Genomic DNA, 16443 nt, shown 5'->3' with positions numbered 1-16443 from the left:
CCCCTGCTCCAGGCCAGGATCCTCGCCCGACACCTCCGCGGCGACATCCCCCGGTACATCCCCTGGAGCCCTACCTGATGGACCTCCTCGTCACCTACGACGTAGACACCACCACCCCCGACGGCAACCGCCGCCTCCGTAAAGTCGCGAAAATCTGCGAAGGCCATGGCATCCGCGTGCAGAAATCCGTCTTCGAAATCGTCTGCACCGAACCCCAGCGCGTTCTCCTCGAACACAAAATCAGTCAGGTCATCGACGAGACCCTCGACAGCATCCGGATCTACCAGATGCCCCAGCACACCCTCGACAACGTCCACCACCTCGGCGCAGGCGTCCAACCCGTCCACCGCGCCGACCACATCATCTGACCGCCTCGGAACCCCAAGCACCTCCCCGACACCAGGCACCTCCCTAAGCCAGAAAGCACACAAAACGGTCAGAGACCCGGCCATAACAGTGACACTGGATCTTCTTCTACGAAGAACTCCCTGCTCAGACAGAGCAGCGCCGGGCGTCCGCGCCCGGCGAGGTTCCCAACGCCACCTCGCGCGCTGGTCACTCTCTGTGGTTCCGCAGCGCCGGGCGTCCGCGCCCGGCGAGGTTCCCAACAACCTGGACATGGCCGCCCGGCATCTCCGCCTCGCCGGCAGCGCCGGGCGTCCGCGCCCGGCGAGGTTCCCAACCAGGCGGCCTCGCCGGCAAAGGGCAGATCGACGGGGCAGCGCCGGGCGTCCGCGCCCGGCGAGGTTCCCAACTGCTCGCCAGGGCGCCTTCGCCGTGGCCTGGCGATGGGCAGCGCCGGGCGTCCGCGCCCGGCGAGGTTCCCAACCGCCCGGCGACGTCCTAGTGGTGCCGAGTCTGGACGCAGCGCCGGGCGTCCGCGCCCGGCGAGGTTCCCAACGGCGGTTTCGCCTCCGCCGGCCCGTTCGGCGCGGGCGGCAGCGCCGGGCGTCCGCGCCCGGCGAGGTTCCCAACTGCCGGCTCTGGTGCTATCTCGTTGCCAGCACCAGCAGCGCCGGGCGTCCGCGCCCGGCGAGGTTCCCAACACCAGCGAGAACACGCAGACCAGGCCAGTCACCACCGCAGCGCCGGGCGTCCGCGCCCGGCGAGGTTCCCAACTCCCCGCACTGCTCCACGTCGGTCACGTTGTAGAGCAGCAGCGCCGGGCGTCCGCGCCCGGCGAGGTTCCCAACGCCGCGGACGTGGCCTTCTCGAAGGCGGCGTCCTGGCGCAGCGCCGGGCGTCCGCGCCCGGCGAGGTTCCCAACGACGCGGGAAGACATCAAATACAGACGGAGAGCAAGCAGCGCCGGGCGTCCGCGCCCGGCGAGGTTCCCAACCCGGGGTCGGGGCACGGGTCGCCGACGGGGGCCAGTCGCAGCGCCGGGCGTCCGCGCCCGGCGAGGTTCCCAACTGCACGGCGGCGGCCGCGTACCGGCCGTGCAGGTAGCCGGCAGCGCCGGGCGTCCGCGCCCGGCGAGGTTCCCAACATCTTGGATCCCCCTCGATCTGTACATGGGAGGGCAGAGCAGCGCCGGGCGTCCGCGCCCGGCGAGGTTCCCAACTCCGAGGGTGGCTCCTTGCCACGCTCGCACCGGCTGGCAGCGCCGGGCGTCCGCGCCCGGCGAGGTTCCCAACATCTTCCCGGACCGTTGCAGATGCCCCTCCCGCAACGCAGCGCCGGGCGTCCGCGCCCGGCGAGGTTCCCAACCCACCGGCTCCACCGCGACGGCGGCCCCGCCATCTGCAGCGCCGGGCGTCCGCGCCCGGCGAGGTTCCCAACGCCCTATGGGGGGCGGATGTCATTCATGGAGTGGCGGAGGCAGCGCCGGGCGTCCGCGCCCGGCGAGGTTCCCAACCGGTTACGGTCAGGTTCGCATTCCCAGCCGTCGCCGTGCAGCGCCGGGCGTCCGCGCCCGGCGAGGTTCCCAACATCCTCCAGCTGTACCGCGACGGCATCACCGCGATGCGCAGCGCCGGGCGTCCGCGCCCGGCGAGGTTCCCAACTACTCCGGCACCGAGACCGCCGCGAACATCACAGGCAGCGCCGGGCGTCCGCGCCCGGCGAGGTTCCCAACTCGCCCTCGGCAACGCGGCCACCCCGCCGACCGGCAAGCAGCGCCGGGCGTCCGCGCCCGGCGAGGTTCCCAACCCCGAGGGCATGTCGGGTGCGGTCCTCCGGGCTCAGGCAGCGCCGGGCGTCCGCGCCCGGCGAGGTTCCCAACGCGGAGGCCTGCGGGCGCAGGGCCGAGGTCGCGGGTGCAGCGCCGGGCGTCCGCGCCCGGCGAGGTTCCCAACGCCCTATGGGGGGCGGATGTCATTCATGGAGTGGCGGAGGCAGCGCCGGGCGTCCGCGCCCGGCGAGGTTCCCAACTTCGGGCGCGAGCGGTCGGTACCACGTCGCTCGGGCAGCGCCGGGCGTCCGCGCCCGGCGAGGTTCCCAACCCCGTGGTGGCGGCATCTGCCGCGATCGCGGCGGCGGGCCGTCAGGGGCCCATTTCCCACCGAGGACGATGCGCAGAAGGCGCTGACGGCCTCGTTAGCGGAGCTTCACAGCGGCGACTGGCTGGAAGAGGCCTGACTCGAACCCACGACCGACGGATTATGAGATCATCGGCAGCCTGTTCGCCGGTCTCCATGGACGTCCGCCGGTCCTGATCACAGGCACTCCCGGTCGCCCCGCCGCTTCTTGATGATCGACGCCACAATATGGATAATACACCCTTTGAAGCCATAATCGCACCGATCTGGCCACGCAACGGTGCAGGTCGACCGAGGTACACCAGATCGTCGATCATAGCCAAAGAGGCATAAGTTACTCGCCAGCTAGGAAACTCAGGCTAGTCCAGAACATCCGCCGCGGCTACGACGAACTCGATGTCGAGGCCGATTCTCACCCGATACTGTCGCCCGTTCTCACCGAGCTCGCCCGCGCCATCTGACCGCCCGGCCGGCCAGAGCCTCGCACGCCCTACCCCTCACAACGCAACAGCCTTGTGTCGAGGCCATGTCAAGGTGACACGCTCGATGTCAGTGCGGATGCCTGCGCCTGCGACGATGTCTCTGCCGAGGGCCGCGACGATGCCGTCTGCGATGGCACCAGCCCGGACCGTCGGTGCGCATGAATCGTATGCCCCGCCCCGTCCCACCAGCCGCGTCCGATGAACTTGGGCGCAGCTGCCCGTCATCCTCGGCCGCGGTAGCCCCCGGGGCAGGCTGCCCGGATGGTGTCCAGTGAGGGGATCGGTGTTCAAACGGTGCGGGTGCCGGGACCCTCAGACTCGCCGCCAACTGGGACAGCGCTGTCCGAATCTGGCCCGTTCCGATCACGGGGCGTGGTGGTTCATCCATGATGTGCCGTCTGGACCGGACGGCAGGCGCCGCCGGACGCCTGTCGGCCCGTTCGCCTCCGCAGATGACGCCGAAGAGGCGCTGGCCGCCTCGCTGACGGACATGCATGGCGGTATTCGCCCAGACGACACCGGGCTCACCGTGGCAGGTTACCTCGATGACTGGCTCGCGGGAAAAGCTGGTCTGGCAGGAACGACCCGGCGCTCCTATGAGGAGCATATCCGCCTCTACCTCAAACCTGGCCTCGGTCATCTTCGCCTCGACAAGTTGCGGGATCACCACGTCGAGAAGCTGTACGCCGCCATGCAGCTCATCGGCCGAGATCTACAGGGAAAGAAACCCTCACCGCTGCTCGTCCGGCTCCTCGAAGTCCGTCAGGACGACCCGCGGCACCGTCGCCGACTGAGCGCATCCCGAATTCAGCGCGTACATGCCACCCTAATGAGCGCGCTCAACAGCGCCGTGAAACGCAAGAAACTGGGCCATAACCCGGCTGAACACGTCGAGCTTCCCAGAGCTCGCAAGGTCAGGCCGCTCGTGTGGACCGCGCCGCGGATCGCCGCTTGGCAGCGCAAAGGCACCCGGCCCTCCCCGGTCATGGTCTGGACCCCTCAGCAGGCCGGCGCCTTCCTCGACTTCACCGCCGCCGACCGGCTCTACCCGCTGTGGCATCTCATCGCCCACCGCGCCCTGCGCCGCGGCGAAGCCGTCGCGCTCGGCTGGACCGAAGTCGACTTCGACGACGACAGCATCTACATCCTCGACAATCTACCCGGATCCGGGCCAGACGCCGAGGACGACATCGACCTCTACGAAGACCCGAAGAGCGAAAGCGGTACCCGCACCATCAGCCTAGATCCGACGACCAGACAGGTTCTGGAGTCCTGGCAGACCCACCAGGACGGTGAACGCGCCGCTTACGGGAAGGCCTGGACCGACAGTGGCCGGGTGTTCACCCATCCTGACGGCACTCCGCTCAACGCGGACGGAATCTCCCAGCGCTTCGAACGGCTCATAATACGCTTCGCCACCATTCGCACCGAACACGCCGAACACCACTGGAGCGTCCATCGCCTCGCCGACCGGCACCGCATGCCCCCCGAAGCCATCAAAATCGCTCTCGACTTCGGCCTGCTGCCCCCGATCCGACTCCACGACCTGCGCCACACCGCCGCCAGCCTCACCTACCTGGCCACCAAGGACCTCAAGGTCGTCTCCGAGCTTCTCGGACACGCCTCCATCCACTTCACCGGCGACGTCTACACCTCGATCTTCGCCGACGCGGACCGCGCCGCCGCCAAAGCCGCCGCCGCCGTCGTTCCCCGCCGACTTCCACCCGGACCGCGGCCACCCACCACGCAACCCGTCGTGCCGCCCGCTGACGGCCCCGAACCCGACGGCCTCGGCATCGAGCTGTAAGCGACCCCCACGCTAACGCCACGTCAAACAGGCACCACCACGACCTACCGCAGTCGCTCTCCGTAGCCGCCGGTCGAACGTCCAAGATTAGTTGCCGTCGCAACGGCATCACATCGGCATCACATCGACCAGATGTCGATCTCCGGTGCGATCAGGTCGCCACGAAAGCCCAGGTCAGGAGGGGTGGACCTAACGCACCACAATAAGAACCGTTCGATCTTGGTTCAGGGTCCCGAAATCATCGTCCGCCCGGTCTCCACGAGGCTCCTGGCCAGGGGCGATGTCGAGTGAGCACCCAGCTTGCAACATCATCGACCGAATCGAACACGCGTTCCGCGGGTCTGGTAGGTCCGGACGCCGCGGTCCGTCTGGTGACCGTGATCGTGGGGATCGTCGTCGGGCTGACGTTCCTCTTCGCCTTCGGGAACGTGGCGACGCTCGGTATACGCTTGGGAGCGCCGACGTACGTCGCGTTCCTCGTGGCACCGGCTGTCGACCTCTCGGTCGTGGCGCTTCTGGTCGGCACGCGCCAGCTCGTCCTGCACGGCGGGCCAGTAGAGGTGGTTCGTGCGGCGCGGCGTCTGCTCATCTTCTCCAGCACGGTAACGCTCGCGTTGAACATCGCGGAACCCCTTATCGCCGGCCACTACGGTAAAGCCGCGTTCGACGCGGTCGGCCCCTTGCTGCTGATCGGTTGGGGCGAAGTCGGGCCCGGTCTGATCGAAGCCATGCACGCAGCAGACCAGCAAACACTCGCACTGGATGGGCCGCTTGTACCAGAGCCGCGCCTCATAGACAGGTCTCCAGTGCCTGCGCCGGCACGCCAGCCCCAGGGCATCGCGGCGACCGCGCGCCGAGGACGCGACAAGGCTGCGCGCGAGCAGGACCTGCTCCACCGGGCTCGCGCCGAAGATGTTCTCCACTGGCAGCACTACCGTCGACCGATCTCTGCGGAAACGCTGCGCAAACGCCTGCGGGTCGGGTCGCCCACCGCTCGTCGGCTCGTCGGGCAGCTACGCAGCGAGATGAACATCCATTCTGGGGAGAACTTGGCGGCGACCGAATATCAGGCTCAACCAGACGCCTGATGGGGCGCAACCGTGAGCACCCGCGTCCACTGTCGTCGCCGATCCCGGTGGACGCGGGTTCGGTCTCGGGCTGATTCAGCCGAGGGAAAGGGTCGCTGATCGAGTCGGGCCCTCCTGGTTCGGGGGCCCCGGATCGGCACCGAGATCAGAACGAAGCCAGTCTCAGGCTGCGACTCTGCCGCTGCACAGCTCTGGGAGTGACCTCCTCGGGGACTCGTCTCTGAACCGCCGCGCCGGTCTGGATCCCATGCGCCGTGTCGGGAAGAAACCTGCGGGCTGCGCAGGGTGCCCTGACACCGATGGTCACGCATCGGAGGAGGTCTGCGACGATTGGAACCATCGTGGCGCGGGTGCGCCGTGTCGCGCGGCGTCGATGCCCAACATCGGCAGAAAATGGGGGACAGCGGTGAGCTCAGGGCCCACAACTGCGATGGTCGCAGCCTGCGAGGGCGGGTCACTCCACCAATGGGTGGTACTTCCCGGTGGCGGATACTGGCAAGCAAGTTTCGCCTTTGACTATTCGAGCAATGTCACGGTCGACGAGCGAGATGAGGGCATTCCTATATCTGTCATCCCCGTCATTGGCTGGCGTTACTGCCTCCGCTGCGAGGATAGCCTGCCCATCACCGTCGGCCTCTCGGGCAGTCTAGAAGCGATGGAGCCAGACGGCGGTATTCCCGGTAGTCGTGACGTGACCGCCGACGAAATGGAAGTGCGGATCGTCTTTCATCCCGACGACCGGGCCGGCGTCGGCCCACGATCCTTGGCTGATGCGCCTAAATGGGTGACCGATGCGGGTCGAAAGCTTCTGGCTCAGAAAGCCGCTCGCTGGGAGGCCGCCCACTCTGGCGCGACGGCGAACGGTCGTACGAGGGAGTACATCGACCAGCGCGCGACCGAGATCGAACGCGCCTGGGCGTCCAGGCCGGGTAGCAACAGCATTCCAGAATGAAGGGCAAGCATCGATCCGGAGGGCCCGCACATGTCGGTGCGCGGCTCTCTTTGGGCAGGCGGGTTATCGGTAGCAGATACTGCGGCGCGGGCGCTCAGGTCGAACCGCCTAGACGATCACGTGGCTGAGCGTCGCGAGGCGAAGCGCCCCGCCGACCCGAACTGCCGCGATCGCGGTCGTCGCCGGGGCTCGGGGTGTGGCTCAGAAGGGCGTGATCTTGCCTCGCTGGACGGTGGTCCAGGTGCCGTCGTCGCCGCGTATCTGGTAGTCGGGGGGATGTTCCATGGCCGTGACGGAGGGGAAGTAGATGGCCGCGGACCGGTGGCCGTCGTGGAGGTCGTCGTCGACGGAGAGGCGCAGGTGGTGGGTGTTGCCCATCCATCCCCAGAGCACGAGCAGGTCGGTCACCTGGCGGCCGTCCTTGAGGTGGACATAGCCGGGCGCCTCGATATCGGGCCACGGGTAGACGCCGCGCGCGTCTGCGGTTCCCTGGCAGGAGTTCAGGGTGGCGATGCCGCGTGCCCATGCGAGTTCGAGGTAGGGGGCGAGGGCGACATCGACGTGGGCGCTGAAGCCGCCACCGGACGCGAGGACCTGGGGATGCGCGTCACCCACGAACGCGGGCAGACCGCGCAGGCCGGTGCGTTGCTGCCGAAACCACCCGATGCGCCGCACCAGAAGATCGTAGCGGCGCGACTTGGCGTCTCGTTTTCCCGTTGCCGCCCGCAGCGCGGCCTGAATAAGCCGCGAGATGAGCCAGCGCCACCGGCGGGCTAGGTCGGGGGTCGAGAGGCCGGCTATCGGTGGGCTACGGTCCAGGTGGCTCGGTCGACGGCATAGATGTGGTGGGGCGTCGCCGCGACCTCACCAGCACGCGGCGGCACGACGCGGCGGCCGACGGCCGCCGTTGCCGGGGTGATGCCCCGAGGTAAATGGCGCCGTAAGGCCTGATCGCGCGTCGCCTGCGAAGTTCGACCTGTCCGCCTCCGAAGGCAGGTGGTACTCCGTACGGGGCCTTGCCTCACGAAGGGCCGGTCGGGGCTTGGGAACCACGGTCGTGCTGTCGAGCCGACGGTGGAGTAGCGACAGTGTTGAGAACAGGTCCAAGGCGTCAGGCTCGTTGACCGTCCAACCGGCAGTGGCTCGCGGCGTGTGCGCGGGCGGATTGCGGAACGTTCCGTAGGCGGGCCGCCGGCCGCGACCCCGAGGGCCCGGCACACCGGTCGTGCTACTGGTCACCGGTCTGGATGAGGCACCGTCCCCTCCGTCCGGCGAGCTGCCGCTGGGGCTGCCCCGGGAATGGTTATCGTCGCGACGACCAAGCCGAGGACCGTCGCATTGTCGATCCCGACGGACGGCCGGGTCGTCAAGCGGACCGACTTGGAAAGCATGGCCAACCGCCGAGACTTGATCGCTGGGCGCAGCCGAGCTGCGATAGCGCTCGCCTCCGACGCAGCCGGGCGACAGGACGGCGAGCCACGCTCCCTGCAACGCCTCGTCCATGTGCGTCGCGCGACTCGTGGGAGACCGCCCAAGAGCTCCTGGCACGAGCACTGCACCTGGCTCGGTAGTCGATCGCTTGGCGGCGTCGCCAACGATGGCCACCGAAGGAGACGTTACAAAAGGTTTTCGCTACAGCCGTTCGAGAGCATCAACGTCAGCATCGGTGATCTTTCCGCGCAATCCGGATCCGATGCGCCAGTTGTCTGTCAGGCGTCCATGCCTGCCGGCGACAATTGTTGCTCCAACCCCGAGGCGAGCGGAGAGTAGTGCGAGCTCTTGACGGGTGTTTGCTTGTTTGATAAGCGTGTCGGATCCTTCTGGGATCAGGATTCCTTCAGCGAATCTGTCCGCTTCCATTTCCGCCGTATCTGGTTCGCTCTTCTCAGAGTCGAGATCCAAGAATGTGGTGCGGTTGGGGTGGAGGAGAATGTGGCCAATCTCGTGTGCGATATTGAACCAGAGGATGTCGGGCTTCCGATGCCTCTCGGTTACACCGATCACAGGCCTGTCTTTGCCGAGCCACCAGGTTGCGCCGCAAACTCGTGTCCCAGGAACCTCGCGAACGAACGTGAGGACGACGCCGGCTTCTGCGAGAATGCTGCGCGCCGCGACAAATCCGTCAAGGATGCCCAGGTTCGTCATCCCGGAAAGGGTTCGTGCGACGTCACGCAGAGTTCGCTGATGGAGTGGAGCGACGTCGGCCTGCTCGGCGGATCTCTCCACGAGCCGAAGCCAGAGTGCCGTGTTCTGCTCGGCGACGGTAAATGATTGCCTTCGCCGAAAGGATACTCGGGGCCGTATCCAGGCCTGTTCGAAAGCGTCGGGGCTGGCTACGCCGAAGAACTTTAGAATCTTCTCGATTTTGGCCGTCGGCTCGTCCTCGACCCCAACAATTCGATGTCGACGCAACGTGGCCTCATCGAATCCGTGAGCCCAGGCCGTGAATTCCGATAGCTGATCACGTGCCTTCTGTTGGCTCGCGTGGGCGGTATAGTCTGCGTCCAACTGGATCCAGTAGCGGGTCGGGACGCCGAGTACGCGCTCCAGTCTAACTGCCACGTCTCCTGATATTCCGATGACCCCATTGACGATCTGGTTGACGTGTTTCGTCGTAAGGCCGGTTCGCTCCGCGAGTTCACTCTGCCTAATAGCTCTCTTCTCTAGAAGAGTGCCTAGAAATGCACCCGGATGGATTGACCAGTCCGGGACGAGTTCGTTCGTGTTGACGTCGAGGTTCATCCGGCCGTCCCCCCGTGGGAACTGCCAACCACCTGGAGATCAGTGATCGCTAGCTGCGTGACCTCGCGTGGCCGGGCGTGAGGAGTGATCACCCGGTCGCCACTGTCGCAAAAGGCCACCGCGTTCAGCGTCGCCGTCCCGTACACCAGCGCGATCGTAGCTGGGTCCGCTGCCGCCGGCGTCTGCACGCCGACGAGGCCGACTCCAAGTGCGTCGGCGAGGGACGGGGTAGCCATGCGGAGCGTGTGGATCAACATCATCGCTTCCTTGTAGCTGCTCGGCCACGTCCGCATGAGCGCCGCAGACGAAGTGATCAGTGCCTTCAGCCTGGCGTCGGGGACGGTCAGCAGCACACCGCATTATGACCCCGCCCGGGTAGGAAGACAAACGATCCGACGATCGTCATGGCTCATGATGTTTACCTATCACGCGATTTTTCGTGTACCGTTGCTGCTCGATGGGCACCACGAGGTGTCCCTTGAGGTACAGAGGAGAAGTCATGCGTGTGCACCTGTACGCGGCCGGTGAGCGCGACGCCGTCACGCATCCGGACATCGCACCCACGACCCACCTGGCGGAGCTCGTGACCGTCGGCGCTGACGAGCGCGCCTACCGGGTGGGGGACGATGCGGAACTCGACACCGCGCTGACCATCGAGGACCTGTTCGGCGCGGAGCCCGCGCATGTGCTGGTCCACCGGTGCCGGGCGATCACGGTCACCGTGTCCCACACCGGCACGGAAAGAAGGATCGACGCCAGTCCGTCTACACGGGTCGCGAGGGTGCGCGAGGAAGCGATCCGGGCATTCGGGCTGGGCCGTGCCGAGTCAACCGACCTCGCGCTCCGGCTGCCCGGCTCACCAGAGGACCTGCCGACGAGCAGCCCGATCGGCGCGTTCGTCCCGAAGGGCACCTGCGGTCTGATCCTCGATCTCGTGCCCATCGTGCGGCCCCAGGGGTGACCGCACAGGATGACTCCGGCGTCGACCCATGTCGAACGCGACTCGAACGCGATTTGGCGTCGAGCCAGTTCGAGAACGGGGTCGACGCCGGCTCCTGGCGGCTCGTCGCGCTGGACTGGCCTTACCTGACGGTTACCATCACCGCGGGTGATGGACGAGAAGTCGGCATGCGGCTCCTTGTCGATGGCTATCCCGGCACGGCCCCGGCAGGCCAGCCATGGGATCTCGACAGGAACGCCCCGCTGCTGCCCGAGCGGTGGCCGACAGGCGGGTCGGCACCAACGATCTTCCGCCTCGACTGGTCCACCGGAAACGGCAACGCGCCCTACATGGCCTGCGATCGTGTCGGCCTTGCTGGCCATCCCGACTGGCCCGCCCGGCACCCTGATCGCGCCTGGACCGCCCGCCGAAGCATCACCTTCTATCTGGAGCAGGTGCACCACGAACTCCGATCCGCTTTCGTCCCCTAGTTCTCCTCGGACACCTGACCCGGTGGCCTCGCGCCAGCCTGGCCTGGCGATGACCACGGCGATGTTCACCACCTTGATTGCCGAACTGGCCCGCCGCAGCGGCGGGCGCCGCGAATCCGGCGCGTTCCTCCTCGCGACCACCACCGACGGTGCCGCCGACTCTGACTGGGTCGACGTCACCGCCATCGCCTACTACGACGACCTTGATCCGGGGAGCCTCACGGGTGGAATTACCTTCCATGCCAGCGGCTACACTGCGCTGAGCGCGCTCTGTAGGCGAGATCGAATCCGAGTCGTCGGCGACATCCACACCCATCCACACCGTTGGGTCGGTCAAAGCTCAATCGACGCGGCCAACCCCATGTCGGCGCTGCCTGGTCACATCGCGATCATCGCTCCCCGCTTTGCGCAGGGCGACATCCAGGTCAACGATCTAGGCGTTCACGTACACACGGGCTCATGCGAGTGGCGGTCGTACTACTCCGAGGACGTCCACACGATGTTGCGGATCACTGGCCGCACCAAGTTCCTGCGCGTCCGCCAGTGGCTCCGCCGATTCATGTGTCGAGCCCGACCCCAATTCGTCCACGAGAAGGCACGATGACTCAACCGCTTCGCGCTGACGAGGTTCATCGCACGGCGTTGCTCTGGCTCCATGACGAATCCCAGGGGACCATCGAGGATGCGCTCGCCGCCCATGCGGCGACCGGGGTCCTTATCTGCGCCGGCACGCAGGCATGCACCGAACCGGCCGGCCAGGCCGCTCTCCTCACTGCGGTCCTCACGGGTGTGCGCGCGTTCGGCCGGGTGCACGTTGTCCTCGCTGATCCCAACTCGCCAATCTCCGCAAGCGTCGAGTGCGGCCTGACCCTCGCCGAGGTGATCAAACGTGAAGGCGCGGCGCTGGCCTCGTCTGCCGACCTCGCGGTCGGCGACTCCTGGCCCGCGGTTCTCATCGGCGCCGACAGTGCAATGCCGACTTCCACCATCCGACGGCCCGTCCTCCAGGTCTCCTGGAGTGGCTGGGTCGCTCGTGTAGCGCCCGCCATGCCGAACGGCCAGACCTGCACCGACGGTTGCGTACTGGCCGCGATCGCCGCCGGGGCCATCGGGATCAGCGAAGCCTTCGCCGCCGTCCGCGCAGCACCCGGCAACGACGGCGGCTTCCGGCCCGTCACGCTGAACCTATGGAATCCTGCTGCCCCCGCAGACGACCGTGGCCCAGCCCTGGCTCATGCGCCGCACGCCTGGTGGCTGGTCGGACTCGGCCACCTCGGCCAGGCATACGCCTGGGTAATCAGCTGGCTGCCCTACGCCGACCGGTCGAGCGTCGACATCGTCCTTCAGGACACCGACCGCACCGTACCGGCCAACCACAGCACCGGTGTCCTCACCCCTCGGGCATCTGGTGGCGTCCGCAAGACCAGATTGATCGACGCGGCGCTGACAAGGGCCGGATTCGAGCCCCGGATCATCGAGCGGCGCCTCGACGACCACCTCCGCGCCACCGACTCTGAGGCCCACGTCGCGCTCCTCGGCGTCGACAATCTCCCCACGCGACAGCTCATCTCCAGCGTCGACTGGCACCTCGCTATCGACGCCGGCCTCGGCGCCACCCCGGCGGACTTCTCCTCGATGCTCCTGCGCCGGTTCCCCGGCGCCCAGACCAGCGACCAGGTCGAAGCTTGGCGTTCCCGCCCGACAGCGATCACCCTCCCCACCACCCGTGCCTTCAGCGATCTCTTGCGGCATGGTGACCAATGCGGCGTCATCGAACTCGCGGGCAAGGCGGTCGGCGTCCCGTTCGTCGGAGTCGTCGCGGCATGCCTCGCGATCGCCGAAGCGTGCCGCGGACTGCACGGCGGCACGGCCCTCGACGTGCTGACCTACGACCTCACGACGACAGATCTCCGCGTCGCCGCCGCTGCGGACCCGGTGGTGGCGATCTCCGCCCCGCTCCGCAACCACTCTTGGAGCGCAGAGGCGACGCCGCAGCCCACGATGGTCTAGCTGGTCACGCTGCCGAGCAGGAGAGGACGTCCACAGGGGGTCCGCGCCAATGGCGCGACCGACCGGGGACGAAACTAGGAGGCTGACCGCCCCACCCGCGTAACAGAGAGGACCACGGTGAGCGAGGCCGCGCCGACGCCCAAGAACCTGGCGAACTTCATCTGGTCGGTCGCCGACCTCCTGCGCGGAGACTACAGACGTGCCGAGTATGGCAAGGTCATCCTGCCGTTCACCGTGCTACGCCGGCTGGAATGTGTCCTGGAGCCGACACGGGACGCCGTCATCGAGGAGCTCCGCCGGTGGACCACCAAGAGCGACAAGATCATCCCGGACCCTTTCCTCCGCAAGCAGTCGGGCTACGACTTCTTCAACAAGACCAGGCACACGCTAGCCTCGATCGCCGACGCGCCCGACGACGCGGCACGCAACCTGCTCCTCTACGTCACCGGCTTCTCGCCGGAGGCGCGCGATGTGTTCGACCGCTACCACTTCCAGGTGCAGGTCGACCGCCTGGACGAAGCGAAGCTGTTGCATCTGGTGGTGTCCCGGTTCGCCGATGTCGATCTGCACCCGAACACGATCTCCAACCACGAGATGGGCTACGTGTTCGAGGAGCTGATCCGGAAGTTCTCGGAGGCCTCGAACGAAACCGCCGGCGAGCACTTCACCCCGCGCGAGGTCATCAAGCTGATGGCCCGGCTCCTGATTGCGCCCGATCAGGACGAGATCAAGGTTCCCAGCATGAGCCGGAAGATCTACGACCCGGCCTGTGGGACCGGCGGCATGCTCACCGCGGCCGAAGACTATATTCTTGAGCACAACTCCACCGGACACGTCTACTGCTTCGGGCAGGAACTGAACCCGGAGTCCTGGGCGATCTGCCGCTCCGACATGATGATCAAAGGCCAGAAGGTCGAGAACATCAAGCTCGGCAACTCGTTCAGCGACGACAAGCTGCGCTACGAGAAGTTCGACTACATGCTGTCCAACCCGCCGTTCGGTGTCGAGTGGAAGAAGGTCGAGAGGGAGGTCAAGGACGAGCATGCGGACCGCGGCTTCAAGGGGCGCTTCGGTGCCGGCGTACCGAGGATCAACGACGGCTCGTTCCTGTTCCTCCAGCACATGATCGACAAGATGAGGCCGGTGAGCGAGGGTGGCTGCCGGTTGACGATCGTCTTCAACGGCTCGCCGCTGTTCAGCGGCGGAGCCGGATCGGGCGAGTCGGAGATCCGCCGGTGGATCCTGGAGAACGACTGGCTGGAGGGTATTGTCGCGCTCCCGGACCAACTGTTCTATAACACTGGCATCGCCACCTACCTCTGGATCCTGACCAACCGCAAGGCGCCGGAGCACCACGGCAAGGTCATCCTGCTCGACGCCCGCGATCAGTGGGTGAAGATGCGCAGGTCTCTCGGCGACAAGCGCAAGGTGATCGAGGAGGGGCAGATCGAGTTGATCCAGGAGCTGTATGCCAATGCGCTGGGCATCGCCGCCGATCCGAGTCGTCCTCACCACGGGGCGGTCAAGGTCTTTGCCAACGATGACTTTGGATATCAGCGGATTACGGTTGAGCGCCCGCTGCGCCTCAGGTTCGAGGTAACCAACGAGGCTCTTGACGCTCTTGAGACAACCCTCAAGACAGGCAAGACGACCTCGAAGTGGGATGGGCGCGACGACCTGCTCGCCACACTGCGAATCCTTGTCGGAGATGAGGCTAGGTTCGCGAGATCGGAATTCGATGATGCGCTACGAGCCGTCTGCGCCACTCGTGCCCTCGGCAAGGTGCCGGCGGCCATCGAGAAGGCGCTGTGGACGGCCGTGTCGGTACGCGACCCGCGCGGCGAGATCCAGATGAAGAAGGGCAAGCCTGAGCCCGATCCTGACCTACGGGACTATGAGAACGTTCCACTCGGTGAGGAGATTGATGCCTACCTCGCTCGCGAAATTCGACCCCACGTTCCCGACGCCTGGGTCGACCATCAGAAGACCAAGATTGGCTACGAGATTCCATTCACGCGCCACTTCTACTCCTACAAGCCGCCACGCCGCCTGACCGACATCGATGCCGAGTTGCGCGTACTGGAAGCCGAAGTTCGGTCGATTATTGACGAGGTGACAGGTTGATCGTCGTCTCGCCGGAAGCGTTCCCTCCTCATTGGAATATGTCACGTCTCGACCGCCTCGCGACGGTTAGCGCCAGAATCGGCTGGAAAGCGCTCACTGCGGCCGAGTACCAGGACGATGGATACGCATTCCTGTCGACACCCAACATCAAGGCTCTGGACATCGACTTCGGTAACGTCAATTACATCTCCCAGCACCGGTATGATGAATCCCCAGAACTGAAGCTGCGCGTCGGAGACGTGCTGCTGACAAAAGACGGCTTCACGCTTGGCACCACGAACTTGGTGCGTCAGCTTCCCAGGCCGGCGACCGTCAACGGCTCAATCGCTGTCCTACGCGCCCACGGAATCCATCCAGGCTTTCTCCGGTACGTGCTCGCCAGCGACTTCGGCCAGAGCCGAATGAAGGCGCTCAAAGACGGTATGGACGTCCAGCACCTGTTTCAGTGGGACATAAATCGGCTGCCCATCCCTCTACCTCCGCCGGACGAGCAACAGAATATTGCATACTTTCTCGATATGAGAGTCGCACAACTTGTGCGGGCGGAGGAAATCAGATCGCAACAGCTGGCGATGCTCGAAGATAGCACCTTCGCCGAGATCTCGGAGATCATTCTCCCAGGCTGCATCGACACGCCATCCGGGCGCGGACCGATGACATGGTTGCCCAATGGCAACACCGAAGTCTCACTGACGCGCCTTGGCTACATCTGCCAGCTCCAGACTGGTCTTACCGTTGATGAGGGGCGCAAATTCCAAGGTAATGTCACTGCCCGGCCGTATCTTCGGGTAGCGAACGTGCAAGCTGGGTCACTGGCTCTCGACGACGTCGCGGAGATCACGGTTCCGTCAGCCATGGCCGAGCGGTGCGTACTCAAGTACGGCGATGTCTTGATGACAGAGGGAGGCGACCTGGACAAGCTCGGCAGGGGAACAGTGTGGCGGGATGAGATTCCTAACTGCCTGCATCAGAATCATGTATTCGCGTTGCGCCCAGACCCTGCTCGGCTTGATGCCGACTACCTGGCGCTCGTTACCCAATCACTTCACGGACGATGCTATTTTGAGAGCACTGGAACGCGGACAACCAATCTAGCCTCCACGAACAGCAGCAAGATCCTCTCGTTTCAAATCCCCTTGCGTCCGCTCGATGCACAGCGGGATGTCGTCGAGCAGGTTAAGATCATAACCGATCGCCTTGCGCGTGCTAAGAGGTCCTTCGCGGCCGATCTGGTCGTACTCGGCGAACGCAGGCAATCGCTGATCACCGCGGCCGTCACTGGGCAGATCGACATCACGACGGCCCAAGGCGAGTAAGCAGTGGGAAC

Annotated in this window: 14 protein-coding genes and 1 CRISPR repeat array; of the genes, 10 read left to right on the top strand and 4 right to left on the bottom strand. The window is 65.9% G+C overall.

The annotated features are described in order from the left end of the window. The 4 genes from cas2 to AC08OP_RS02085 all read left to right on the top strand — a co-directional run. A partial coding sequence (gene cas2, locus AC08OP_RS02100; RefSeq protein WP_476612658.1) for a CRISPR-associated endonuclease Cas2 occupies positions 1–368 on the top strand: 368 nt, incomplete at its 5' end. A gap of 133 nt (positions 369–501) precedes the next feature. Beyond that, positions 502–2444: direct repeats of the CRISPR family, unit length 37 nt; unit sequence GCAGCGCCGGGCGTCCGCGCCCGGCGAGGTTCCCAAC. 909 nt (positions 2445–3353) lie between these two features. After that, positions 3354–4769, top strand: a complete 1416-nt coding sequence (locus AC08OP_RS02095) for a site-specific integrase (RefSeq protein ID WP_476612657.1) — start codon at positions 3354–3356, stop codon at positions 4767–4769. Between the two features lie 287 nt (positions 4770–5056). Then, entirely contained in the window at positions 5057–5857 is an 801-nt protein-coding gene (locus AC08OP_RS02090; protein ID WP_476612656.1) for a hypothetical protein, read from the top strand. Between the two features lie 430 nt (positions 5858–6287). Further along, positions 6288–6809, top strand: a complete 522-nt coding sequence (locus AC08OP_RS02085; protein WP_476612655.1) for a hypothetical protein — start codon at positions 6288–6290, stop codon at positions 6807–6809. A gap of 201 nt (positions 6810–7010) precedes the next feature. Here the strand turns inward: AC08OP_RS02085 and AC08OP_RS02080 are convergent, their stop codons facing one another. From AC08OP_RS02080 to AC08OP_RS02065, 4 genes are all read right to left on the bottom strand, one after another. Next, complete coding sequence (locus tag AC08OP_RS02080) at positions 7011–7484, bottom strand: hypothetical protein (RefSeq protein WP_476612654.1); 474 nt, start codon at positions 7482–7484, stop codon at positions 7011–7013. Positions 7485–7673: 189 nt separating this feature from the next. Next, a complete protein-coding gene (locus AC08OP_RS02075) occupies positions 7674–8312 on the bottom strand; it encodes a TIGR02391 family protein (protein WP_476612659.1) in 639 nt (212 codons plus the stop codon). 129 nt (positions 8313–8441) lie between these two features. Then, positions 8442–9551, bottom strand: coding sequence for a helix-turn-helix domain-containing protein (locus AC08OP_RS02070; RefSeq protein WP_476612653.1), 1110 nt, complete (start codon positions 9549–9551; stop codon positions 8442–8444). After that, entirely contained in the window at positions 9548–9904 is a 357-nt protein-coding gene (locus AC08OP_RS02065) for a hypothetical protein (RefSeq protein WP_476612652.1), read from the bottom strand. The genes AC08OP_RS02070 and AC08OP_RS02065 overlap by 4 nt, the downstream gene beginning before the upstream one ends. A 146-nt stretch (positions 9905–10050) precedes the next feature. On the opposite strand from AC08OP_RS02065, the gene AC08OP_RS02060 reads away from it, so the two are divergent. From AC08OP_RS02060 to AC08OP_RS02035, 6 genes are all read left to right on the top strand, one after another. Next, complete coding sequence (locus AC08OP_RS02060; protein WP_476612651.1) at positions 10051–10512, top strand: hypothetical protein; 462 nt, start codon at positions 10051–10053, stop codon at positions 10510–10512. Further along, positions 10509–10982 carry a DUF7665 family protein gene (locus tag AC08OP_RS02055; protein ID WP_476612650.1) on the top strand — a complete coding sequence of 158 codons (474 nt, stop codon included), beginning with the start codon at positions 10509–10511 and terminating at the stop codon, positions 10980–10982. Before AC08OP_RS02060 ends, AC08OP_RS02055 begins: the two co-directional genes overlap by 4 nt. A 22-nt stretch (positions 10983–11004) precedes the next feature. Beyond that, on the top strand, positions 11005–11586 hold the full coding sequence (locus AC08OP_RS02050; RefSeq protein WP_476612649.1) for a hypothetical protein: 582 nt from the start codon (positions 11005–11007) through the stop codon (positions 11584–11586). After that, positions 11583–12992 (top strand): hypothetical protein, encoded by a 1410-nt coding sequence (locus tag AC08OP_RS02045; RefSeq protein ID WP_476612648.1) that lies wholly within the window; start codon positions 11583–11585, stop codon positions 12990–12992. Before AC08OP_RS02050 ends, AC08OP_RS02045 begins: the two co-directional genes overlap by 4 nt. 117 nt (positions 12993–13109) lie before the next feature. After that, the gene (locus AC08OP_RS02040; protein WP_476612647.1) at positions 13110–15116 is read left to right on the top strand and encodes a type I restriction-modification system subunit M; all 2007 of its coding nucleotides are present in this window, start codon (positions 13110–13112) and stop codon (positions 15114–15116) included. Next, entirely contained in the window at positions 15113–16432 is a 1320-nt protein-coding gene (locus AC08OP_RS02035) for a restriction endonuclease subunit S (RefSeq protein ID WP_476612646.1), read from the top strand. Before AC08OP_RS02040 ends, AC08OP_RS02035 begins: the two co-directional genes overlap by 4 nt. The last annotated feature ends 11 nt before the right edge of the window (positions 16433–16443 follow it).

The sequence above is a fragment of the Frankia sp. CeRuru1 genome (assembly GCF_977966315.1).
Note: the sequence above shows the minus strand (reverse complement) of the source record. Positions and strands in the feature narration are given on the sequence as shown.